The sequence below is a fragment of the Rhodoferax sp. genome (assembly GCF_030653815.1).
Classification (GTDB): Bacteria; Pseudomonadota; Gammaproteobacteria; order Burkholderiales; family Burkholderiaceae_C; genus Rhodoferax.
Genome location: NZ_JAURYQ010000014.1, coordinates 44,844 through 66,695 on the forward strand (window position 1 = coordinate 44,844; position 21,852 = coordinate 66,695).

Here is a 21,852-nt window from a genome sequence, read left to right on the forward strand (position 1 = left end):
CGCCTTGCCATCGCGCACGCTGCAGTAGGCTACTCCGCGCTTTGCTGCAGCGCCCACATTTGCGCGTAGCGTCCGCCTGAAGCCAGCAACTCCGCGTGGGTGCCGCGCTCCAGGATGCGACCGGCCTCCATCACCAGGATTTCGTGCGCATCCACCACGGTGGACAGGCGGTGCGCGATCACCAGCGTGGTTTTGTTTTTCGCCACGCTTTGCAGCTCGGCCTGGATGGCGCGCTCATTGGCCGAGTCCAGCGCCGAAGTGGCCTCGTCAAAGATCAAAATCGGCGGGTTTTTGAGCAGCGTGCGGGCAATCGCCACGCGCTGCTTTTCGCCGCCCGACAATTTCAGGCCGCGCTCACCCACCATGGTGTCATAGCCTTTGGGGGTGGCGGCAATGAAGCGGTGGATGTGTGCTGACTGGGCCGCCTCGATCACCTGCTCGCGGGTGGCGCCGGGTTGGCCGTAGGCGATGTTGTATTCGACCGTGTCGTTGAACAGCACGGTGTCTTGCGGCACGATGCCAATGGCCTGGCGCACGCTGGCCTGCGTCACCTGTTTGATGTCCTGCCCGGCGATCAGGATCTGTCCGCCTTGCACGTCGTAGAAGCGAAACAGCAGCCGCGCCAGCGTCGACTTGCCCGAGCCCGAGGGTCCGACCACCGCTACGGTTTTGCCCGCCGGGATGTCAAAACTGATGTCGTGCAGGATCGGCCGCGCCGGGTCGTAGGCAAAGTTGACATGCTGAAAGCGCACGCTGGCGCTGTCGGGTGCCAGCGTCAGGGCGGGCGCGCCGGGCACATCGGCAATCTCGCGCTCGCGCTCCATCAGGGTGAACATCTTTTCCAGGTCGGTCAGGCCCTGCTTGATCTCGCGGTACAGCACGCCCAGAAAACCCAGCGGAATGTAGAGCTGGATCATGAAGGCGTTGACCATCACCAGGTCGCCCAGCGTCATGCGGCCGTCGACCACGCCCTGGGTGGCGCGCCACAGCATGGCCACCAGGCCGGCGGCAATGATGAGCTGCTGGCCGGTGTTGAGCAGGCTTAACGTGGTCTGGCTCTTCAGCGCCGCCTTGCGGTAGCGCTCCAGGTTGTCGTCATAGCGGCGCGCCTCGAACTCCTCGTTGTTGAAGTATTTCACCGTCTCGTAGTTCAGCAGCGAGTCGATCGCCCGACTGTGCGCGGTCGAATCAAGGTCATTCATGACCTTGCGAAACTGGGTGCGCCACTCGGTCACCACGATGGTGAAGGTGATGTAGAGCACGAGTGCCGCGATGGTGATCCAGGCAAACCACATGTCGAACTTGACCGCCAGAATGCTCAGCACCAGTGCCACCTCGATCAGCGTCGGGAAGATGCTGTAGAGCGAGTAGCTGATGAGCGAGTGCACGGCGCGGGTGCCGCGCTCGATGTCGCGCGTCATGCCGCCGGTCTGGCGTTCCAGGTGAAAACGCAGGCTCATGGCGTGCAAATGCCGGAACACCTGCAGGCTGATGGAGCGCGAGGCGCCTTCGGTGGCCTTGGCAAAAATCAGCTCGCGCAGCTCGGCAAACAGCGTGGTCGACAGGCGCAGCAGTCCGTAGGCCACCAGCAGGCCCAGCGGCACCACCAGCAGGGCTTCGACACCGATGGGGCCCTTGGGGTTCATGGTGTCGACCAGTTCCTTGAGCAGCAGCGGCACACTCACGTTGGCCAGCTTGGCGCCCACCATGAAGGCCAGTGCCGCGATCACGCGCCATTTGTATTCCCACAGGTAGGGAAACAGGCGCTGCAGGGTGGCCCAGTCCGAGCGGGTGGGGGTTGCAGTCTGGGAGTCAGAGGGGCTTTGGGATGGGGTTCCGCTTTGGTAGGCGGATGAATGGCGGCTCATGGGGGACAATCTCAATTAAATTTCATACCCCAGGATTGTGCCCATGTCTGCAAACACCGACTCCAACCCCGTGCAACTGCCCAAGGACGAAAAATTGGTGCTCAAGGTCATTCCCATGCCGGGTGACCTCAATGCCAACGGTGATATTTTTGGTGGCTGGGTGATGGCGCAGGTGGATTTGGCCGGCGCCGTGATGGCTGCGCCTTATGCCAGCGGCCGCATGGCCACGGTGGCGGTGAACGAATTCATCTTCAAGCAACCGGTGCGCCTGGGCGATGTCTTGTCGTTCTTTGGCAAGCTGGTGCGCATTGGCCGCACCTCGATCACGGTCAAGATCGAGGTCTATGCCGAGCACATCGCAGCGCAGGGCAAGTACACCAAGGTCACGGAAGCCTCGCTGACCTATGTGGCCATCGACGACCAGGGCCGGCCGCGCGAGGTACCCCGGCCGGTGGGCTGACCAGGAACCTGGGCGGCAGAGCGTTCTGCTGCGTGTCCCCCGCCTAGCTCCTAGGACACAATGTAAGCGGCCGAGCCGGTGGACAGCAGCTTGCCGTCAGCCCCGAGGAATTCCATCCGGGTGGAGGCCACGCGCGAGCCCAGGCGCATCACCTCGGCGCGCAACTCGAACCACTCGCCAATGCCCGGGCGCAGGTAGTCAATGCGCAAATCGATGGTGCCGAGTTTGGCAAAGCGCTGCAGGCGCTGTTGCGGTGTCTCGTTCATGTGGCGCGCGCCAATGGCCGCCATCACGGCCAGGCCGCCCATGGCGTCCAGACTGGCGCTGATGACGCCACCGTGAATGCGGTTGTAGGCAAAGTGGCCGACCAACTCGTTGCGCATGTCGATGCGCGCCCTGACCCGGGTCGGTGCCACCGACGTGATTTTGAGGCCCAGCATGCGGTTGAAGACGATCATTTCTTCAAAGATGCTCTTGACGCCAGCGATGAACTCGTCTTCAAACTCGACGTCGGCAGGGGGTGTGATGGTGTGGGGCATGCGTTGATTGTCTCTGTTACCTTTTCAGCAGCGACGGCGCAGCCGCTGGCAGCCGAAAGTTGCTGCGGATCAGGGCCATGGCCTGCGGGCCGTCCCACTCGCGCGCGCCGACCACCTTGGCCAGCACCCGGCCCTTGGCATCGACCAGCAGCGTGAGCGGCAGGCGATTGGCACCCAGCATGTTTTCCAGTTCCAGCTGGCGGTCGATGTAATGGTTCAGGGTGGCATGGCTCTTGGTCAGAAAAGCCTTGGCGTTTTGCGGGTAGTCGTCGGTCGATATGCCGATCACGGTGAAGTGCTGGCCCAGCTCACTCCAGGCCAGTCGCTCCAGCGAACCCATCTCGGCAATGCAGGGCGGGCACCAGCTGGCCCAGACGTTGATGATCAGGGGCTTGCCGCGAAAGCTTGAGAGTTTTTGGTCCGGACCGTTCAGTCCGCGCAGGGTGGCTTCGCGCAGCACGCTGCCCACGGGTACTTCGCCGGGCGTTTGGGCGTGCACGGCGGCACCCAGGGTCAGCCCAAGCGCCAGGGCGACGGTGGCAAAGACGGTGCGCATTCTTTTAGAAAGCGCTGAAATCCGGCTTGCGTTTTTCCATGAACGCGGCAAAAGCTTCCTGCGCGGCGGGCTGGGCCAGCATCTGGCCAAACAGCGTGCCTTCTTCGGCCATGCGTTGCGCCACCAGATCGGCTTGTCCCTGCTTCATCAGGCGCTTGCTGGCGAGCACCGAACTCATGGGCTTGGCGGCCAGTTTTTGGGCCTGGCGCTGGGCCAGGGCATTGACCTCGCTTGGGGGCACGATGCGGCTGATCAGTCCCATCTCAAGAGCCGCTTCGGCCATGAAGGGATCGCCCAGCAGCAGCGCCTCGGCGGCGCGGCCGTAGCCCATGCGCTGCGGCGCCAACAGGCTGCTGGCCGCCTCGGGGCAGACACCGAGGTTCACAAACGGCATGGAAAAAGCAGCGTTGTCGCCGGCATAAACCAGGTCGCAATGGAACAGCAGGGTGGTGCCGATGCCCACCGCCGGGCCGCACACCGCCGCCACGATGGGCTTGGTGAAGCTGCTGATGGCGCGCATGAAGCGAAACACCGGCGCGTCCAGCGTGGTGGGCGGCGTTTGCAGAAAGTCGGCAATGTCATTGCCGGCGCTGAAAATGGTCTCATGGCCCTGAATCACCAGCACCCGCACGGCCGGGTCGGCCTGTGCCTGGTCCAGCGCATCGGCCATGCCGGCGTACATGGCGGTGGTGAACGAGTTTTTCTTCGCCACCCGGTGGATCGTCAGGGTGGTGACACCGCCGGCGGTGTCGAGCAAGAGGTCAGAGGTCGGATTTTTCATGGGCCGTAGGTTATCAGACTCAAGTTCCCGGCTCAGACACGCTCAAAAATGCCGGCGGCGCCCTGGCCCATGCCGATGCACATGGTGACCATGCCGTATTTGCCGCCGGTGCGCTGCAAGCCATGCACCACGGTGGCAGCGCGAATGGCGCCGGTGGCGCCCAGCGGGTGGCCCAGTGCAATGGCGCCGCCCATCGGATTCACTTTGGCCTGATCCAGCCCCAACGTGTTGATGACGGCCAGTGACTGTGCGGCAAAGGCCTCGTTGAGCTCGATCCAGTCGATCTGGTCCAGCGTCAGGCCACCGTTGCGCAGCGCCGCGGGAATGGCCTCGATCGGACCAATACCCATGAACTGTGGCGGCACACCCTTGGCGGCAAAACTGACAAAACGCGCCAGCGGCTTGAGGCCGAACTGCTTGACCGCTTTTTCACTGGCCAGAATCAGCGCGCCGGCGCCGTCCGAGGTTTGTGAGCTGTTGCCCGCCGTGACCGTACCGCGCGCGGCAAACGGGTTTTTCAGCTTGGCCAGACCTTCGAGTGAGGTGTCGGCGCGGGCGCCTTCGTCCAGTGTCACCACGCGCTTTTTCTCAATCACTTCGCCGGTGGCCAGATTCGGCGAGCGGTCGGTGACTTCGATCGGGGTGGTCTCGGCGGTGAAATAACCCGCGGCCTGGGCCGCCAGCGCGCGCTGATGCGACTGCAAGGCAAAGGCGTCCTGCGCCTCGCGACTGACCTTCCACTGGGTGGCCACTTTTTCAGCGGTCAGGCCCATGCCGTAGGCAATGCCGATGTCTTCGTCGCGCTCGAACATCAGCGGCGAGAACGACGGCGCGTTGCCAGTCATCGGCACCATGCTCATGCTCTCCACGCCGGCAGCGATCATCACGTCGGCCTCGCCCACCCGAATCCGGTCAGCGGCCATCTGGATCGCCGTGACACCCGAGGCGCAAAACCGGTTGATGGTGACGCCACCCACGCTCACCGGCAAGCCGGCCAGCACCGCACCAATCCGGGCAATGTTCAGGCCCTGCGGTCCTTCGGGAATGGCGCAGCCACAGATGATGTCTTCAATGGCGCTGGGGTCGAGCCCCGGAGCCTGCGCCAGCGCCGACTGCAGCACCTTGACCAGCAGGTCATCCGGGCGGGTGTTGCGGAAGTAGCCGCGGTGCGATTTGCCAATGGGGCTGCGCGTGGCCGCGACGATGTAGGCTTCTTGAACTTGTTTCATGGTGGTCTCTTGATCAGTTGGGGACAGAGCAAATTTGCTTCGCAAATCTTGGTCTGTCCCGCAAGGTTATTAGTTTCGAACCGGCTTGCCGCTTTGCATCATGCCCATGATGCGCTCCTGCGTTTTGGGGTTGCCCAGCAGGGTGCCAAAGGCCTGGCGTTCCAGGGTCATCAGGTAGTCTTCGTCGACCAGGCTGCCGGCATCCACGTCGCCGCCGCACACCACCCAGGCGATCTGGCAACCGATGAAGTAGTCGTAGGCGCTGATGAAACCGCCGTCGCGCATGTTGACCAGGCTGCCCTTGATGGTGGCCAGGCCGCTGCGCCCTGCCACCGGGAACTGGCGCTTGAGCGGGGCCCGGTAACCTGAATCGAACATGGCGCGGGCCTCGTTGAGGGCGACAAACAGCAACTCGTCCTTGTGCGGCACGATCACGTCGCTGTCCAGCAGATAACCGAGTTTGCGTGACTCGTGGGCGCTGGTGCCGACTTTGGCCATGGCAGCGGCCGTGAAGCCCTCGGTCAAAAACGGCAACAGGTCTTTGCCAGTGGACAGCGCGGCATTTTCGGCTGCGCGCCGGGCAACGTAGGCCAGACCGCCGCCGCCGGGTACCAGGCCTACACCCACTTCGACCAGACCGATGTAGCTCTCCATGGCCACCACTCGCCGGGCCGTGTAGCAGGCCAGTTCACAGCCGCCGCCCAGCGCCAGGCCGCGCACCGCCGAGACCACCGGCACATTGGCATAGCGCAGCTTCAGCATGGCTTGCTGCATCTCCAGTTCGGCCTCCGCGATGGCTTTGACACCGCCCATCATGAAGGCCGGCAGCATGGCCTGCAGGTCGGCCCCGGCCGAGAATACCTCCTCGTTGGACCAGATCACCAGGCCTTTGTACTGCGCTTCGGCCAGCGCCACACCGTGTAGCAGGCCGGCGATCACGGCCGGGCCGATGGCGTGCATCTTGGTCTTGATGCTGGCAATGACGACTTCGTCGTCCAGCGTCCACAGGCGGATGGCGTCGTCCTCGAACAAGGTGGTGCCGGCCTTGGCGGCGGAGGGCGCTTGGGCGCCCAGCACGCTCTCGGGGAAGTGCTGGCGCGCATAGACCGGCAGACTTCGCACCGGCACAAATTGGCCTGCTGAAGGGTTCCATGAGCCCTGCGGCGTGTGCACGCCGCCCGCGTCGGCCACCGGGCCGCTAAAGACCCAATCCGGCAGTGGCGCATTGCACAGCGCCCGGCCGGCGTCGATGTCCTCTTTCACCATGTTGGCCACGGTGAGCCAACCGGCTTCCTGCCAGAGCTCGAACGGGCCCTGCTTCATGCCGAAGCCCCAGCGCATGCACAAGTCGACATCGCGCGCGTTGTCGGCGACATCGGCCAGATGCACGGCGGCATAGTGGAAGGCGTTGCGCAAAATTGCCCACAGGAATTGCCCTTGCGCGCCCTCGGCATTGCGCAGCAGTTGCAGGCGTTCATCGGCGGGTTTTTTCAACATGCGGCTGTAGACCTCGTCGGCTTTTTCTCCGCCCGGCACGTAGGTCTTGGACGCCAGGTCAAAACGCAAAATATCGCGGCCCACTTTCTTGAAAAAACCAGCCTTGGTTTTTTGCCCCAGGTGACCCATCTCGAGCAGCGTTTTCAGCACCTCGGGTGTGGCAAAGCTGGCGTAGAACGGATCAAACTTTTCCGCCCCTGCTGCTGCGTCGCCACTCAAGGTGTCTTGCAGCGTCTTGATGACGTGGGCCATGGTGTCCAGACCCACCACGTCGGCGGTGCGGAAGGTGCCCGAGCTGGCACGCCCCAGCTTTTTGCCGGTCAGGTCATCGACCACGTCATAACTCAGGCCGTAGTTCTGCACCTCTTTCATGGTGGCCAGCATGCCGGCCACACCGACGCGGTTGGCAATGAAGTTGGGTGTGTCCTTGGCGCGCACCACGCCCTTGCCCAAAGCGCTGGTGACAAAGGCCTCCAGGTCGTCAAGGATGTGGGCTTGGGTCGTGGGCGTGTTGATCAGCTCCACCAGCAGCATGTAGCGCGGCGGGTTGAAGAAATGGATGCCGCAAAAGCGCGGCTTGATTTCCTCGGGCAGCACCTCGCTCAATTTCGTGATGGACAGGCCCGAGGTGTTCGACGCGACGATGGCGTGCGGCGCCACAAAAGGCGCAATTTTTTTGTACAGGTCGAGTTTCCAGTCCATGCGCTCGGCGATGGCTTCGATCACCAGGTCGCAACCCTTCAGCAGTTCCAGGTGCTCTTCGTAGTTGGCCTGCTGGATCAGCGCGGCGTCGTCGGCCACCCCGAGTGGCGACGGCTTGAGCTTTTTGAGGCCGTCCACAGCGCGGGTCACGATGCCGTTCTTGGCGCCTTCCTTGGCCGGCAAGTCGAACAGGATCACGGGCACCTTGCAATTGACGAGGTGCGCGGCAATTTGTGCGCCCATGACACCGGCACCGAGCACGGCGACTTTTCTGACATTGAAACGAGACATGTTTTTTCCTGACTATTTCATTTGATCAACATCGTCACTGCGTTTGCAATGACGGGTAAGCTTATTGAACCCGTACCCAGGTCTGGGTGCGGCCAAAGAACGCGATCGAGCCGCGCACTTCGAGCTTTTTGCCACCCTCGATCGGGGTCATGCGCAAGGTGTATTCCTTGCCGTTTTCAGGGTCCAGAATCTTGCCGCCTTCCCAGACTTCCTTGCCATCTGCCTGCTTGGCGCCGCGGATGATTTCCAGGCCCAGCATGGGTTTGTCCTTGCGGTCGTCACTGCACTCCTTGCACACGCCTTTCTGGTCGGCTTCCTTGCGCAGCAATTTTTCAATGTGACCGTTCAAGGCGCCACCCTTGTCGGCGATCACGATCAGGCTTTTGAGCTCACCGGTTTTTTCATCCATGCTGTGCCAACTGCCCACGGGCGTCATTTGCGCCTGGGCGCTGGCGAGCGTGAGCAAGGTGGCCGCTGCGATCAGCAGGGATTTGAGGCTTTGGGGTGTTGTCATGTCAGTCTCCGGTTTATAAGAAGCAGGTCAGGGTAGGCGCTGGTTCAGGCCAGCGCCGCGTCGGTGTCCATCAGCACTTTACTGCCGGTGCGGGCGGTGCGCATCAGGGTGGCGGTCTCGGGGAACAGTTTGGCAAAGTAAAAGCGCGCGGTTTGCAGCTTGGCGACATAGAACGGGTCGGTGTTGCCGGCAGCAATCTGGCGCAAGGCCGCCTGCGCCATGCGCGCCCAGAAGTAGCCAAACACCAGGTGACCGGCGACGCGCAGGTAGTCCACGGCGGCCGCGCCCACTTCGTCGGGATTCTGGAAGCCCTTGAAGCCGATCTCGGTGGTGAACTTGGTCATTTGGTCGCCCAGAATGGCGATCGGGGTAATGAACTCGGCCATCTTTTCGTTGACGCCTTCCTCGGCCACCAGTTCACCAATCAGCTTGCCGAACTTCTTGAGGGTGGCGCCGTTATTCCCCAGAATCTTGCGGCCCAGCAGGTCCAGGCTCTGGATGGTGTTGGTGCCCTCGTAAATCATGTTGATGCGGGCGTCGCGCACAAACTGCTCCATGCCCCATTCCTTGATGTAGCCGTGGCCGCCAAACACCTGCAGGCAGCCCGAGGTGGTGGTCCAGCCGTTGTCGGTGATGAAGGCCTTGACAATGGGCGTCAGCATGGCCAGCAGCTCACCGGAGTCCTTGCGTACCGACTCATCGGGGTGGTGGTGTTCTTTTTCGAGCAGCATGGAGCTAAAGCACATCAGGGCGCGTCCACCTTCGGCGTAGGCCTTGGCGGTGAGCAGCATCTTGCGCACATCGGGGTGCACGATGATCGGGTCGGCGGCCTTGTCTGGCGCCTTGGGACCGGACAGGGAGCGCATCTGCAGGCGGTCCTTGGCATAGGCCAGCGCGTTCTGGAACGCCACTTCGGTCAGGCCCAGCGACTGGTTGCCGACACCCAGGCGCGCCGCGTTCATCATCACAAACATGCCCTGCATGCCCTTGTTGGGTTGACCCACCAGCGTGCCGATGGCGCCGTCAAGGACGATCTGCGCGGTGGAATTGGACTTGATGCCCATCTTGTGCTCCAGGCCGCCGCAGTAAATGTCATTGCGCGCGCCCAGCGTGCCATCGGCATGGACCAGGAATTTGGGCACGATGAACAGGCTCACGCCCTTGATGCCGGGGGGCGCATCGGGCAGGCGCGCCAACACCAGGTGGATGATGTTGTCGGTCAGGTCGTGTTCACCGGCACTGATGAAGATCTTGTTGCCGGTGAGCTTGTAGCTGCCGTCGCCTTGCGGTTCGGCCTTGGTGCGCATCAGCCCCAGGTCGGTGCCGCAATGGGGTTCGGTCAGGCACATGGTGCCGGTCCACTCGCCACTGGTCATCTTGTGCAGGTAGGTGGCCTTTTGCTCTGCGGTGCCGTGGGTGGCCAGCGCGGCATAGGCGCCGTGGGTCAGACCCGGGTACATGGCCCAAGCCTGGTTGGCCGAATTCATCATCTCGTAAAAGCACTGGTTGACGATCAAGGGCAAGCCCTGGCCGCCAAACTCCGGCTCGCAGGCGAGCGCTGCCCAGCCGCCTGCCACGTATTGCGCGTAAGCCTCTTTGTATCCTGTTGGGGTGGTGACGGCGTGGCTGGCAACATCGTACTTGCAGCCTTCGGTGTCGCCACTGATGTTGAGTGGCAGCAGCACCTCAGCGGCAAACTTGCCGCCCTCTTCGAGCACCGCGTTGATGGTGTCGGCATCCATGTCGGCATGCACCGGCATGGCCTGCAGGTCGGCGCTGACCTTGAGGACTTCGTGCATGACAAACTGCATGTCGCGCAGCGGTGGGGTATAGACGGCCATGGTGGGTTCTCCTAAAGCAATGATGAATTCAGATGGATGGGATGGGGCTGTGTTTGACGGTCTTGCCGTAACGCAGCAGGATGTTCTCGAAGCCGGTGTGGGCGCGCTCAATGGCACCCGGATGTTTCAGGAAGCGCGCCTCGTAATGCAGCGACAGGATCAGGCCATGGATTTCGAACACCACTTGGGCCTCGTCGGCATCGGGCACCAGGTGACCCTCTTGCTTGGCCAGCGCCACGGCGCGGTGCAAGGCCGCCAGCCAGGTTTGCACCGAACTCGCCAGGGCGTCGCGCACCGGGCCGGGACGGTCGTCAAACTCGACCGCACCGCTGATGAAAACACAACCCGACTGAATCTCGACGGCAACCCGTTTCATCCAGTTGGCAAACAGCGCGCGCACCCGTGGCAAGCCGCGCGGCAAGTTCATGGCCGGGAAAAACACTTCATGGGAAAAGCGCTGGTAATACTCGCGGATGACCGAGATCTGCAGCTCCTCGCGCGAGCCGAAGTGCGCAAACACGCCGGATTTGCTCATGCGCGTCACCTCGGCCAGGGCGCCAATGCTCAGGCCCTCCAAGCCGATCTGTTCCGCCAGGCCGAGCGCGGCATCAATGATGACCTGCTTGGTTTGCTGACCTTTTTGCAACGCCCGCGCACTGTTGGTGCGCAAGCCGGAGCGCTCAGGGGTGGCGGTGGGAGTCAAAGGGTTCATGGCGGTGCTGTATAAATAGTACGATCGTGCTATTTTGCAGCAGTTCACTGTCCGGTGCTGCCCGAATCGGTACTTTAGATGGTCTTATCTAGGGGTTTTTCGGGTAAACCCCTAGGAGCCAGGGCGGCAGAACGCTCTGCCGCCCTGGCTCCTGGTCAGATTCCTGGGCCGGAGCCGCTGTTACACCACCAGCGGTTCTTCCTGCATGGCCTCGATCTGCTCCTGCAGCATTTGCACCTGGCCTTGCCAGTAATCGCTGGAGCCGAACCAGGGGAAGTGCCTGGGAAAGGTCGGGTCGTCCCAGCGCCGCGCCAGCCAGGCGCTGTAATGCAACAGGCGCAGGGTGCGCAAAGGTTCGATCAAAGCAAGTTCACGCCGGTCAAAAGGACGAAACTGCTCGTAGCCATCCACCAGGGTGCCCAACTGGCGGGCCCGTTGTTGCCGGTCACCGCTGAGCAGCATCCACAGGTCCTGCACGACCGGCCCCATGCGGGCATCGTCCAGGTCGACAAAATGCGGTCCCGGCCCGGCGCTGGCGGGCAGTTCCAGCGGCGTCCACAAAATATTGCCGGGGTGGCAGTCGCCATGCAGGCGAATCCGCTGGATCGCCTCGCCCTGGCTGGGCGCCCCGGTCAGGCAGGCATGGCCGGCAATCAGGTCCAGTGCCTGCTGCGAGGCCTGGGCCCAACGGGACTGCACGTCAAGCGGCACCTGGTCATGGGCCAGCAGCCATTCGCGCGAGGCCATGCCAAAGCTGGCCAGGTCGAGCGCAGGCCGGTGTTCAAAGGGCTGCACCGCACCCACCGCGTGAATGCGCGCCAGAAAGCGGCCCACCCATTCCAGCACGTCGGGGTCGTCCAGCTCGGGCAGGCGGCCGCCGCGCCAGGGGCTCACGCTGAAGGCAAAGTCGCCAAAGTGGTGCAGTGTGCTGCCCTGCAAGACGAGCGGCCCGACCACCGGGATCTCGGCGTCCATCAGCGCTTGCGCGAAACCGTGTTCCTCAAGGATCTGCGCATCAGACCAGCGCTGTGGGCGGTAAAACTTGACCACCACCACGCCACCATCCTCCAGGTGCAACTGGTAGACGCGGTTCTCGTAGGAGCTCAGGGCCATTTGCCGCCCGTCGCCAAACAGCCCCACGCTGGCCAGCGCGTCCATCACCACATCCGGGGTGAGCGACTGGTAGGGGTGGCCAGCGGCCGCTGTGCGCTCAGGCATTGCTGTTGGCCCGAACCTCTTCGATGGTGGTCAACCCGGCCAGCACCTTGCCAATGCCGTCCTGGCGCAAGGTGCGGAACTTGCCCGACTGAAAGGCCTCGAGCTGCACCAGCTCCGAGCGTGCACCGGTTTGAATCAAACGCCTCACGCCCGGGTTCACGCTCATCAACTCGTGCAGGCCGACGCGCCCCGACAAGCCCGTGCCCATGCATTTGGGGCAGCCCGGTGCATGGTAGTGCTTGAGGCTGCCGTCGCTGCCAAAGTCGTGCAGCCACTGCGCCAGCATGTCGTCGCGGGTGGGGCGCAAGGCTTCCGGGAAAGCGTGCAGGTAATCATGCAAGAGCTCATCGACGTAGTCGTCGGTGGCGCGTTCGGAGGTGCGGCAGGTCGTGCACAGCTTGCGCGCCAGCCGTTGCGCCAGCACCGCCAGCAGGGAATCGGCAAAATTGAATGGGTCCATGCCCATGTCGATCAGCCGGGTCACGGTTTCGGCCGCACTGTTGGTGTGCAGGGTGGACAGCACCATGTGCCCGGTGAGCGAGGCCTCGATGGCGATCTGGGCCGTTTCCGCGTCACGAATCTCACCGACCATGATGATGTCGGGGTCGGCACGCAGGAAGGAGCGCAGGGCCTTGGCAAAGGTCCAGTCGATCTTGGGGTTGATCTGCACCTGGCGCAAGTCGGGCTGGGTGATTTCGATCGGGTCTTCGGCGGTCCAGATCTTGCGGTCGGGCGTGTTGAGGAAGCCCAGCACCGAATGCAGCGTGGTGGTCTTGCCCGAACCCGTGGGGCCCACGCACAGCACCATGCCGTAAGGCCGTGAAATGGCGTCGTGCAACTGGGTGTAATTGACCTCGGTCAGTCCGAGCTTGTTCATGGCAATGGGTTTGCTGGATGCCAGCAGGCGCATCACCACGTCTTCGAGGCCGTTGGCCGTGGGGATGGTGGCAATGCGCAATTCCAGCCGGTGTTTCTTGGAAAACTTGCTGAAGTTGATCTTGCCGTCCTGGGGCTTGCGCCGCTCGGAAATGTCCAGGTCGGCCATGATCTTGAGACGGGCCACCAGCGCGGCCCGGTAGGTGTGCGGCAACTCCAGGTAGGGTGACAGCATGCCGTCCTTGCGGAAGCGGATGCGCACCTTGGCGCGCCGTGGTTGCGATTCGACGTGGATGTCGGACACGCCCCGGGCGTGGGCCTCGATGATCATGGTGTTGATCAGGCGCACCAGCGTGTTGTCAGACTGCTCAATGGCTTTCTCTTCCTCTTCGGCCGCTTCATCACCGGAATTGAGCTCCATGGACTCCAGTAATTCGCTGGAGCTGGATCGCTCCGCGCTGGTTTCTTCAAGAAGGTCCAGTTCTCCGTCGACCACGTTGTGGTGCAAGCCGAATTTCTCGTAGGTCTCGCGGATCTTCTGCCGGATCTGGACTTCATCGCCCAGCGTGGCAATGACCCGGCCCTGCACCAGGAACTCCAGTTCTTCGAGCATTTTGCGCTGGGTCGGGTCCACTGCGGCCACCACCGTCATGTTGTCGCGCAGCATCAGCGGCATCACGTTGAGGCGCAGTGCGGTGGACATCGGGATCTTTTTCAGGGCGGCGTCTTCAATGGGAAACTGCTTGACATCGACCACCGGGTAGCCCATCTTGCGCGCCAGGGCGGTGATGAGGTCGTGCCGCGTCAGAAAACCCATCTTGACGAGCAGCTCGCCAATGGGCACCGAGCGTTCGGTCTTTTGTTTTTCCAGTGCGAGTTTGAGTTGATCGTCGCTGATGTAACCCAGCAGGGTCAGCGCTTCACCGACCCGGATCATCGGCATCTTGGACTGCTGCGCCAGGGCCTGTATCAACTGCTCGGGAAACAGCACGGCGGTATCGAGCAGGTAATCCCCCAGTTTGCGATTGCGCAAGTAGTTTTGCTCTTCTGCAGCCTGTTCCACTTGCTGCTCGGTGACGATCTGGTGGTCGACCAGCACTTTCCCGATGTGGCTGCCCAGCGTGAAACTGGTGAACGCTTCGTGCGGCATGAAGACGCGTTCAATCGTCCCTTCCTGGCCGACAGGCGGAAACAGGAACAGCCCATAGTCGGTTTCGACACAACCGATGGTCAGGCCCGAAACCTTCGTGCTGTTCTTCAGTTGCAGGTGGTAGTCCACGATGGCGCGGTGCCCCAGAATATCGGAAAACTGTTCGCTGGTGCTGATCTCCTGGGGGTGCAGCAGTTTCTTCAGGGTGATACGCAAAAACTGTGAGAACGGCAGCGACACCGGAGTTTTGCTCTGTTCGATCTGGATCACAGCCACCTTGCGGCCCGGGTCCAGCGTGATCAACAGGCAGCGACGGATGGCGCCATTGAGCCCTTCGATGTCACATTCCTCGGGCTCGCGCCAGGACTGTGGCGACTGGTAGATGGCAAAGGGCGGTGCCGGCCAGTTGAAGGCCTGGGCTTGTGCCTTGTCCTGGCCTGCTGCGGGGGTTTTGGGCAGCCCGTGGTGCGGGGTTTTTGCATCTTCTTTGGGGAACAGGGTGTCGGCCAGGGTCATCTTCGCCTCAACATCAAAAAGTTTGTCGTTACAAAAGCCATTTTGCGGCCAATTTTGGGTCCAACCTCTACCAGCATGGTTTATTTTGCGCTAACGTGAACCAACGCGTTAAGGCTTGTACCACCAGAATAGTTCCATGTTTGACTACCTCATTATCGGCGGCGGCTCGGCGGGTTGTGTGCTGGCCGGTCGCCTTTCAGAAGACCCTGGCGTCACGGTGGCGCTGCTCGAAGCGGGTCCGGCAGACCGCAGCGTGCTGATCCATTGCCCGGCGGGGCTGGCGGCGATGGCCAAGTTCGGCCTGTTGGGTTGGGGCCTTCATACCGTGCCGCAAGCGGGTTTGAACGGCCGCTGCGGCTACCAGCCACGGGGCAAGGTGTTGGGCGGCTCCAGCTCCCTCAATGCCATGGTCTACACCCGTGGTTTCCCGGCCGACTACGACTTCTGGGCCGCCCAGGGCAACCCCGGCTGGTCTTATGCCGAAGTGCTGCCCTATTTCAAAAAAGCCGAGCACAACGAACGCGGCGCTGATGACTTTCATGGCGTGGGCGGCCCGCTCAATGTGATGGACTTGCGCAGTCCGAACCGCTTTGGCGAATTGTTTGTCCAGGCGGGCGAGCAGGCCGGCTGCCCGCGCAATGCCGATTTCAACGGCGCCAGCCAGGAAGGCGTGGGTCCTTATCAGGTCACGCACAAGAACGGCGAGCGCTGCAGCGCTGCCAAAGCCTATGTCACACCCAATTTGTCACGACCCAACCTCAAGGTGTTTACCGGCGCACTGACCACCCGCATCCTGCTGGATGGCAAGCGTGCGGTGGGTGTGGAGTACCTGCACGAGGGCCAGACCCGGCGCCTGAAATGCCGCCGCGAGGTGCTGCTGAGCGCCGGGGCCATCCAGTCACCGCAGATTTTGATGTTGTCGGGTATCGGCCCGCGTGAGCACCTGCTGGCGCACCAGATCGCTTCGGTTCACCACCTGCCAGGTGTGGGTCAGCATTTGCACGACCACATCGACATGGTGCAGGTGGTCGACGCGCCGCGGGCCAAGGACCTGTTTGGCGTCTCGCCCCGCGGCGCCTGGCGCATGTTGAAAGGTATTTTTGAGTGGCGCAAGCAGCGCAGTGGCATGCTGACCACCAATTTTGCCGAAGCCGGTGGCTTCATCAAGAGCGAACCCGCCGCGGCCATCCCCGACCTGCAGCTGCACTTTGTCATTGGCAAGCTCATCAACCATGGCCGCACTACCGCGCTGGGCCATGGCTACTCGTGTCATGTGTGCTTGCTGCAGCCGCAAAGCCGTGGCAGCGTGCGCCTGTCCAGCAAGGACCCGCAGGCGCTGCCGTTGGTGGACCCGGCTTTTTTCCGGGAGCCCGACGACATGGCGCGCATGGTGTGCGGCTTTAAATTGATGCGCCACATCCTGCAGCAACCCGCGCTGGCGCAATTTGGTGGGCGCGAGCTGGCCGCCACGGCCAAGGCGCAAACCGACGATGAGATCGCGCAGACCATCCGTAACCTGGCCGATACCATCTACCACCCGGTGGGCAGTTGCCGCATGGGCCCGGGTGCCATGGATGTGGTCGATGCCGAGCTGCGCGTGCATGGGCTGCAGGGTTTGCGCGTGGTCGATGCGTCCATCATGCCGCGCATCGTGAGCGGCAACACCAATGCGCCGGTGATCATGATTGCCGAGAAAGCCGCCGACCTGATTAAGCAGGATGCCAGACGCGCTTGAAGGCGGGTGCTAGCATGCAGCCCTTCAAGCTGCATTACTCCCCATGTCCTACCAAGCCAGTCCTGCGCGCTACAACACCATGCCTTACCGCTTGTGCGGCAAGAGCGGCCTCAAGCTGCCCGCCATTTCATTGGGGTTGTGGCACAACTTTGGCGATGCCACGCCGCTGGCCAGCCAGCGCGAGATGCTGCGCACCGCCTTCGATCTGGGCATTACCCACTTTGACCTGGCCAACAACTACGGCCCGCCCTATGGCAGTGCCGAGACCAATTTTGGTGCACACCTCAAGCGCGACTTCAAGCCCTACCGCGACCAGCTCATCATCTCCAGCAAGGCGGGTTGGGACATGTGGCCCGGCCCCTACGGCTCGGGCGGCGGCTCGCGCAAGTACCTGCTGGCCAGCCTCGACCAGAGCTTGCAGCGCATGGGGCTGGACTATGTCGACATTTTTTATTCGCACCGCTTCGACCCCGACACGCCGCTGGAAGAAACCATGGGTGCGCTGGCCAGCGCGGTGCAGCAGGGAAAGGCCCTGTATGTGGGCATCAGCAGCTATTCGGCCAGCAAGACGCGTGAAGCTGCGGCCTTGTTGCGCAGCATGGGTGTGCGCCCGCTGATTCACCAGCCGTCCTACAGCCTGCTGAACCGCTGGATCGAGGAAGATCTGCTGGACGCGCTGGATGACACCGGCATGGGCTGCATTGCCTTCAGCGCGCTGGCGCAAGGCCTGTTGACCGACAAATACCTGAACGGCACCCCCAACGATGCGCGCATCAACCGCCCTGGCGGTGGTTCCTTCAAGCCCGACTTTTTGAGCGAAACCAACCTCAAACACGTGCGCGCCCTGAACGACCTGGCGCAAGCACGCGGCCAGAGTCTGGCGCAAATGGCCATCGCCTGGGTGCTGCGTGATGGCCGCGTCACCAGTGCCCTGATCGGGGCCAGTTCGGCCGCGCAAATCACCGAGTTGGCCGGCGCCTTGCGCCAGCTGTCGTTCAGCGCCGGGGAACTGCAGGCCATTGACCAGCATGCGGTCGAGGGTGGCATCAACCTGTGGCAAAAACCGTCGACCGACCAGCGCCCTTGAAGCCCGATCTGCATGCGCGCGCCAAGCTGCTGGCGCTGGCCGCCATTGCCATGTGGGGCAGTCTGGCCGCCCTCGGGGTGGCCTTGCGCCATGTGCCGCCTTTTTTGCTCACCGGACTGTCGTTGCTGGTGGGCGGCCTGATCGCGCTGCCGCTGTCCAACTTCAAGCTGGCGGCGTGGCGGGTGCCGCTGCCAACGCTGGCACTCGGTGTCTATGGCCTGTTCGGCTACCACTTTTTGCTCTTTGTCGGTCTGCAAAACGCACCGCCGGTGCAGGCCAATCTGGTCAATTACCTGTGGCCACTGCTGATTGTGGTGCTGGCGCCGGTGCTGTTGCCCGGGCTGGCGGTGCGCTGGCAGCACATTGTGGCCGGGCTGATTGGTTTTGTCGGGGCCGCCGTGGTGATTTTGGCGGGCGTTGACGGCGCTGGCGACGCCGGCGCCCAGGCATCCGCCGGCCTGCAGACCGAGTGGCTGTGGGGCTACTTGGCCTCCGCCGTGGCCGCCGTCATCTGGGCCACCTACTCGCTGCTGACGCGCCGGGTGCCGCATTTCCACACCGCCGCGATTGGCACCTTTGCCTGGATCTCGGGCCTGCTGGCCCTGCTGTGCCACGCACTGATGGAGCCTGCGGTGAGCTTGAGCCCGCGCGACTGGGCGCTGATCGGCCTGCTGGGCCTGGGGCCGTTGGGCGGCTCCTTCTTTTTGTGGGACAAGGCGCTCAAGATGGGTGATGCACGCCACATCGGCCTGCTGAGTTACCTGACGCCGCTGCTGTCCACGTCGCTGCTGCTGTGGGTCAGCGACCGGGCTTTGACCTGGCCGGTGGCGCTGGCGGGCGTGCTGATTGTGGGCGCGGCCTGGCTGGGAACACGCGTCAAATAAGCACGCTTTGACCGTGCACAATCCGGCCATGATTGAACTCATCCACATTCAGCAAGCCGCCGAGCGCCTGCAAGGTCACCTGCTGCGCACCCCCTGCGTGGCCTCCAAAACACTGTCGGACATCACCGGGGCGCAGGTGGTGCTGAAGTTCGAAAACCTGCAGTTCACGGCCTCGTTCAAGGAGCGCGGTGCCTGCAACAAGCTGTCACAACTCAATGCCGAGGAGCGCGCCCGCGGTGTCATCGCCATGAGCGCGGGTAACCACGCGCAGGGGGTGGCCTACCATGCGCAGCGCCTCGGCATTCGGGCGGTGATCGTCATGCCGCGTTTCACGCCGGGTGTCAAGGTCGAGCGCACCCGTGGTTTTGGCGCCGAAATCGTGCTGCATGGCGACACGCTGGATGAGGCACGCGCCCACGCCTTGCAGCTGGCCGGGCAGCAGCGGCTGGTGTTTGTGCACCCCTATGACGATCCTGACATCGTGGCCGGGCAGGGCACGGTGGCGCTGGAGATGCTGGAAGACGAGCCCGACCTCGACACCCTGGTGGTGGCGATTGGCGGTGGCGGTCTGATTGCCGGCATGGCCACAGCGGCCCGGGCGCTCAAACCCGGCATCGAGATCATCGGCGTGCAGGCCGCGCGGTTTCCCGCCATGTTCAATGCCATCAAGGGCACCCACCTGCCGCAGGGCAACAGCAGCATCGCCGAAGGTATTGCAGTGGGCACGCCTGGCGTGTTGCCGCAAGCCATCATTCGCGATAAGGTGAACGACATTGTGCTGGTGGATGAAGGCGACATCGAGCAGGCCATCGTGATGCTGCTCGAGGTCGAGAAAACCCTGGTCGAAGGCGCCGGTGCCGCTGGCCTGGCGGCGCTGCTGAAGTACCCTGAGCGTTTCAAGGGCAAAAAGGTGGGTGTGGTGCTGTGCGGCGGCAACATCGACCCGCTGCTGCTGGCTGCCATCATCGAGCGCGGCATGGTGCGGGCCGGGCGGCTGGCGCGCCTGAAGGTGAGCGCGCGCGACGTGCCCGGCACGCTGGCCCTGATCACCGCCACCGTGGCCAATGCCGGGGCCAACATCAACGAGGTGCATCACCAGCGCGCCTTCACCACGCTGGCGGCGCAAAACGTCGAGATCGAGCTGGTCATCCAGACCCGTGGCCCGCAGCACATCACCGAGGTGCTGGACGCCCTGCAACAGGCCGGTCTGCAGGCGCAACTGGTGCAATGAGCCCGGCGCAGAGCCGGGTTGATGCATCGACGCATTTCTTGGTTTGGATCAATAAGCCTTCAACTATTGCTGTAACCGTCAGGTAACTGTGGGCCACTTTCCCTAAAATCAATTATTTTGAGTGGTCGCCCCGAAAGCCGAACACCCTGTCAGTTTCACAACATCCAGAGGACTCATCCGCCATGCCAAGCCAGCAAACAAACGCACCAAGTTTTGTCAAGAACGCCAAACTCATCGCCTGGGTGGCGGACATGGCCGCCCTGACCCAGCCGGACAACATTTATTGGTGTGACGGTTCCGACGAAGAATACGCCCGCCTGTGCCAGCAGTTGGTCGATGCCGGTACTTTCAAGAAGTTAAACCCTGCCAAGCGCCCCAACAGCTTCCTGGCCTGCTCTGACCCGAGCGACGTGGCGCGCGTCGAAGACCGCACTTACATCTGTTCCGAGAAAAAAGAAAACGCCGGCCCGACCAACAACTGGATGGCTCCCTTGGAGATGCGCGCCACCCTGCAACCGCTGTTTGCAGGCTGCATGAAGGGCCGCACCATGTACGTGGTGCCTTTCAGCATGGGACCGCTGGGCTCGCACATTTCGCACATCGGCATCGAACTCACCGACAGCGCCTACGTGGCGGTCAATCAGAAAATCATGACGCGCATGGGCAAGGCGGTGTACGACGTGCTCGGCGCCGATGGTGCGTTTGTGCCCTGCATGCACACCGTGGGCGCGCCGCTGGCAGCCGGGCAGGCTGACGTGAAATGGCCCTGCAACAGCACCAAATACATCGTGCATTTCCCTGAAACCCGTGAAATCTGGTCTTACGGCTCGGGCTACGGTGGCAACGCGCTGCTGGGCAAAAAGTGTTTTGCGCTGCGCATTGCCTCCAACATGGGCCGGGACCAAGGCTGGCTGGCCGAGCACATGCTGATTTTGGGCGTGACCAACCCGCAAGGCAAAAAATACCATGTGGCGGCGGCTTTCCCCAGCGCCTGTGGCAAAACCAATTTCTCCATGCTGGTGCCGCCGGCCGGCTTTGAAGGCTGGAAAGTCACCACCATTGGCGACGATATTGCCTGGATCAAGCCGCACGCCGACGGCAAGATGTACGCCATCAACCCGGAAGCCGGTTATTTTGGCGTGGCCCCGGGTACCAACTTTCACACCAACCCCAACTGCATGGCCAGCCTGGACAAGAACGTGATCTTCACCAATGTCGCACTCACCGACGACGGCGACGTGTGGTGGGAAGGCATGGAGCAGGACGGCGGTGGTTTGCCCGCGCACTTGATCGATTGGCAGGGCAAGGACTGGACCCCCGAGATCGCCCGGGCCACCGGTGCCAAGGCGGCCCACCCCAACTCGCGTTTCACCGTGGCCGCAGGCAACAACCCGGCGCTCGACCCCGAGTGGGACAACCCGGCCGGCGTCGCCATCGACGCCTTCATTTTTGGTGGTCGCCGTTCCACCACGGTACCGCTGGTGACCGAGTCTCGCAATTGGATGGAAGGCGTCTACATGGCGGCCACCATGGGCTCCGAGACCACCGCAGCGGCTGTCGGCCAGATGGGCGTGGTGCGGCGTGACCCGTTTGCCATGCTGCCGTTCTGTGGCTACAACATGAGCGACTACTTCCAGCACTGGCTCGACATGGAGCACAAGCTCGAAGCGCAGGGTCACACCCTGCCCAAGATTTTCTGCGTCAACTGGTTCCGCAAAGACGCCGCTGGCAAATTTGTCTGGCCCGGCTACGGCGAAAACATGCGTGTGCTCAAGTGGATGATTGACCGCCTGGAGGGCACGGCGCAGGGCGTGGAGACCATGTTTGGTGTGGCACCGCTGTTCGATGAACTCACCTGGACCGGCCTGCCTTTTAGCGCCGAACAGTTCAGCACCGTGACCAGCATCGACAAGGCGGCCTGGGCTGAGGAGCTCAAGCTGCACGCCACCCATTTTGAGCAGTTGTCCTACCATTTGCCACAGGCCCTGCTTGATACCAAGGCGGTGCTGGAGCAGCGCCTGAACGCCTGACGTTTTCTTTGGGGCGGCGCCGATGACGGGGTGGCCGTTGCGGCAAGGCCGTCTCGTTTACCCTGATCCCTTGACAATAGGCAACACGCTGTGTTGCCGCTTGGGTAAACTGGCGACCTGTTTAAGGAGTTCCCT

At 62.7% G+C, this 21,852-nt stretch carries 17 protein-coding genes; 6 read left to right on the forward strand and 11 right to left on the reverse strand.

Annotation, left to right across the window (positions count from 1 at the left end):
• Positions 1-29: 29 nt before the first annotated feature.
• Positions 30-1,868, reverse strand: a complete 1,839-nt coding sequence (locus Q7U49_RS04320; protein WP_304762529.1) for an ABC transporter ATP-binding protein/permease — start codon at positions 1,866-1,868, stop codon at positions 30-32.
• Between the two features lie 43 nt (positions 1,869-1,911).
• Between Q7U49_RS04320 and Q7U49_RS04325 the strand changes: the two genes are divergently transcribed.
• Positions 1,912-2,328 (forward strand): acyl-CoA thioesterase, encoded by a 417-nt coding sequence (locus tag Q7U49_RS04325; RefSeq protein ID WP_304762530.1) that lies wholly within the window; start codon positions 1,912-1,914, stop codon positions 2,326-2,328.
• Positions 2,329-2,378: 50 nt separating this feature from the next.
• Here Q7U49_RS04325 and Q7U49_RS04330 read toward each other — a convergent pair whose 3' ends face one another.
• The 10 genes from Q7U49_RS04330 to Q7U49_RS04375 all read right to left on the reverse strand — a co-directional run bounded on the left by Q7U49_RS04330 (position 2,379) and on the right by Q7U49_RS04375 (position 14,750).
• Positions 2,379-2,867 (reverse strand): thioesterase family protein, encoded by a 489-nt coding sequence (locus Q7U49_RS04330; RefSeq protein ID WP_304762531.1) that lies wholly within the window; start codon positions 2,865-2,867, stop codon positions 2,379-2,381.
• 16 nt (positions 2,868-2,883) lie between these two features.
• Entirely contained in the window at positions 2,884-3,423 is a 540-nt protein-coding gene (locus tag Q7U49_RS04335; RefSeq protein ID WP_304762532.1) for a TlpA disulfide reductase family protein, read from the reverse strand.
• Between the two features lie 4 nt (positions 3,424-3,427).
• Complete coding sequence (locus tag Q7U49_RS04340; protein WP_304762533.1) at positions 3,428-4,204, reverse strand: enoyl-CoA hydratase; 777 nt, start codon at positions 4,202-4,204, stop codon at positions 3,428-3,430.
• 32 nt (positions 4,205-4,236) lie between these two features.
• Positions 4,237-5,433, reverse strand: coding sequence for an acetyl-CoA C-acyltransferase (locus Q7U49_RS04345; protein ID WP_304762534.1), 1,197 nt, complete (start codon positions 5,431-5,433; stop codon positions 4,237-4,239).
• Between the two features lie 69 nt (positions 5,434-5,502).
• Entirely contained in the window at positions 5,503-7,923 is a 2,421-nt protein-coding gene (locus Q7U49_RS04350; RefSeq protein ID WP_304762535.1) for a 3-hydroxyacyl-CoA dehydrogenase/enoyl-CoA hydratase family protein, read from the reverse strand.
• 61 nt (positions 7,924-7,984) lie between these two features.
• Positions 7,985-8,437 carry a DUF2147 domain-containing protein gene (locus Q7U49_RS04355; RefSeq protein WP_304762536.1) on the reverse strand — a complete coding sequence of 151 codons (453 nt, stop codon included), beginning with the start codon at positions 8,435-8,437 and terminating at the stop codon, positions 7,985-7,987.
• Between the two features lie 44 nt (positions 8,438-8,481).
• Entirely contained in the window at positions 8,482-10,278 is a 1,797-nt protein-coding gene (locus tag Q7U49_RS04360; protein WP_304762537.1) for an acyl-CoA dehydrogenase C-terminal domain-containing protein, read from the reverse strand.
• A 28-nt stretch (positions 10,279-10,306) separates the two neighbouring features.
• A complete protein-coding gene (locus Q7U49_RS04365; protein WP_304762538.1) occupies positions 10,307-10,990 on the reverse strand; it encodes a TetR/AcrR family transcriptional regulator in 684 nt (227 codons plus the stop codon).
• 180 nt (positions 10,991-11,170) lie between these two features.
• Complete coding sequence (locus Q7U49_RS04370; RefSeq protein WP_304762539.1) at positions 11,171-12,208, reverse strand: serine/threonine protein kinase; 1,038 nt, start codon at positions 12,206-12,208, stop codon at positions 11,171-11,173.
• Entirely contained in the window at positions 12,201-14,750 is a 2,550-nt protein-coding gene (locus Q7U49_RS04375) for a GspE/PulE family protein (protein ID WP_304762540.1), read from the reverse strand. The genes Q7U49_RS04370 and Q7U49_RS04375 overlap by 8 nt, the downstream gene beginning before the upstream one ends.
• Positions 14,751-14,886: 136 nt before the next feature.
• On the opposite strand from Q7U49_RS04375, the gene Q7U49_RS04380 reads away from it, so the two are divergent.
• From Q7U49_RS04380 to Q7U49_RS04400, 5 genes are all read left to right on the forward strand, one after another.
• Entirely contained in the window at positions 14,887-16,485 is a 1,599-nt protein-coding gene (locus Q7U49_RS04380; RefSeq protein WP_304762541.1) for a GMC family oxidoreductase, read from the forward strand.
• A gap of 43 nt (positions 16,486-16,528) precedes the next feature.
• Positions 16,529-17,572, forward strand: coding sequence for an L-glyceraldehyde 3-phosphate reductase (gene mgrA / locus Q7U49_RS04385; RefSeq protein ID WP_304762542.1), 1,044 nt, complete (start codon positions 16,529-16,531; stop codon positions 17,570-17,572).
• Positions 17,539-18,456 carry a DMT family transporter gene (locus Q7U49_RS04390; protein WP_370653958.1) on the forward strand — a complete coding sequence of 306 codons (918 nt, stop codon included), beginning with the start codon at positions 17,539-17,541 and terminating at the stop codon, positions 18,454-18,456. Before mgrA ends, Q7U49_RS04390 begins: the two co-directional genes overlap by 34 nt.
• Before the next feature lie 28 nt (positions 18,457-18,484).
• The gene (locus Q7U49_RS04395; protein WP_304762543.1) at positions 18,485-19,687 is read left to right on the forward strand and encodes a threonine ammonia-lyase; all 1,203 of its coding nucleotides are present in this window, start codon (positions 18,485-18,487) and stop codon (positions 19,685-19,687) included.
• Between the two features lie 182 nt (positions 19,688-19,869).
• The gene (locus tag Q7U49_RS04400; RefSeq protein WP_304762544.1) at positions 19,870-21,717 is read left to right on the forward strand and encodes a phosphoenolpyruvate carboxykinase (GTP); all 1,848 of its coding nucleotides are present in this window, start codon (positions 19,870-19,872) and stop codon (positions 21,715-21,717) included.
• Positions 21,718-21,852: the final 135 nt, after the last annotated feature.

Excerpts from the sequence above, each read along its gene's own strand:
- Q7U49_RS04320 (WP_304762529.1), bottom strand. The coding sequence starts at position 1,868 with ATGAGCCGCCATTCATCCGCCTACCAAAGCGGAACCCCATCCCAAAGC.
- Q7U49_RS04325 (WP_304762530.1), top strand. The coding sequence starts at position 1,912 with ATGTCTGCAAACACCGACTCCAACCCCGTGCAACTGCCCAAGGACGAA.
- Q7U49_RS04330 (WP_304762531.1), bottom strand. The coding sequence starts at position 2,867 with ATGCCCCACACCATCACACCCCCTGCCGACGTCGAGTTTGAAGACGAG.
- Q7U49_RS04335 (WP_304762532.1), bottom strand. The coding sequence starts at position 3,423 with ATGCGCACCGTCTTTGCCACCGTCGCCCTGGCGCTTGGGCTGACCCTG.
- Q7U49_RS04340 (WP_304762533.1), bottom strand. The coding sequence starts at position 4,204 with ATGAAAAATCCGACCTCTGACCTCTTGCTCGACACCGCCGGCGGTGTC.
- Q7U49_RS04345 (WP_304762534.1), bottom strand. The coding sequence starts at position 5,433 with ATGAAACAAGTTCAAGAAGCCTACATCGTCGCGGCCACGCGCAGCCCC.
- Q7U49_RS04350 (WP_304762535.1), bottom strand. The coding sequence starts at position 7,923 with ATGTCTCGTTTCAATGTCAGAAAAGTCGCCGTGCTCGGTGCCGGTGTC.
- Q7U49_RS04355 (WP_304762536.1), bottom strand. The coding sequence starts at position 8,437 with ATGACAACACCCCAAAGCCTCAAATCCCTGCTGATCGCAGCGGCCACC.
- Q7U49_RS04360 (WP_304762537.1), bottom strand. The coding sequence starts at position 10,278 with ATGGCCGTCTATACCCCACCGCTGCGCGACATGCAGTTTGTCATGCAC.
- Q7U49_RS04365 (WP_304762538.1), bottom strand. The coding sequence starts at position 10,990 with ATGAACCCTTTGACTCCCACCGCCACCCCTGAGCGCTCCGGCTTGCGC.
- Q7U49_RS04370 (WP_304762539.1), bottom strand. The coding sequence starts at position 12,208 with ATGCCTGAGCGCACAGCGGCCGCTGGCCACCCCTACCAGTCGCTCACC.
- Q7U49_RS04375 (WP_304762540.1), bottom strand. The coding sequence starts at position 14,750 with ATGACCCTGGCCGACACCCTGTTCCCCAAAGAAGATGCAAAAACCCCG.
- Q7U49_RS04380 (WP_304762541.1), top strand. The coding sequence starts at position 14,887 with ATGTTTGACTACCTCATTATCGGCGGCGGCTCGGCGGGTTGTGTGCTG.
- mgrA (WP_304762542.1), top strand. The coding sequence starts at position 16,529 with ATGTCCTACCAAGCCAGTCCTGCGCGCTACAACACCATGCCTTACCGC.
- Q7U49_RS04395 (WP_304762543.1), top strand. The coding sequence starts at position 18,485 with ATGATTGAACTCATCCACATTCAGCAAGCCGCCGAGCGCCTGCAAGGT.
- Q7U49_RS04400 (WP_304762544.1), top strand. The coding sequence starts at position 19,870 with ATGCCAAGCCAGCAAACAAACGCACCAAGTTTTGTCAAGAACGCCAAA.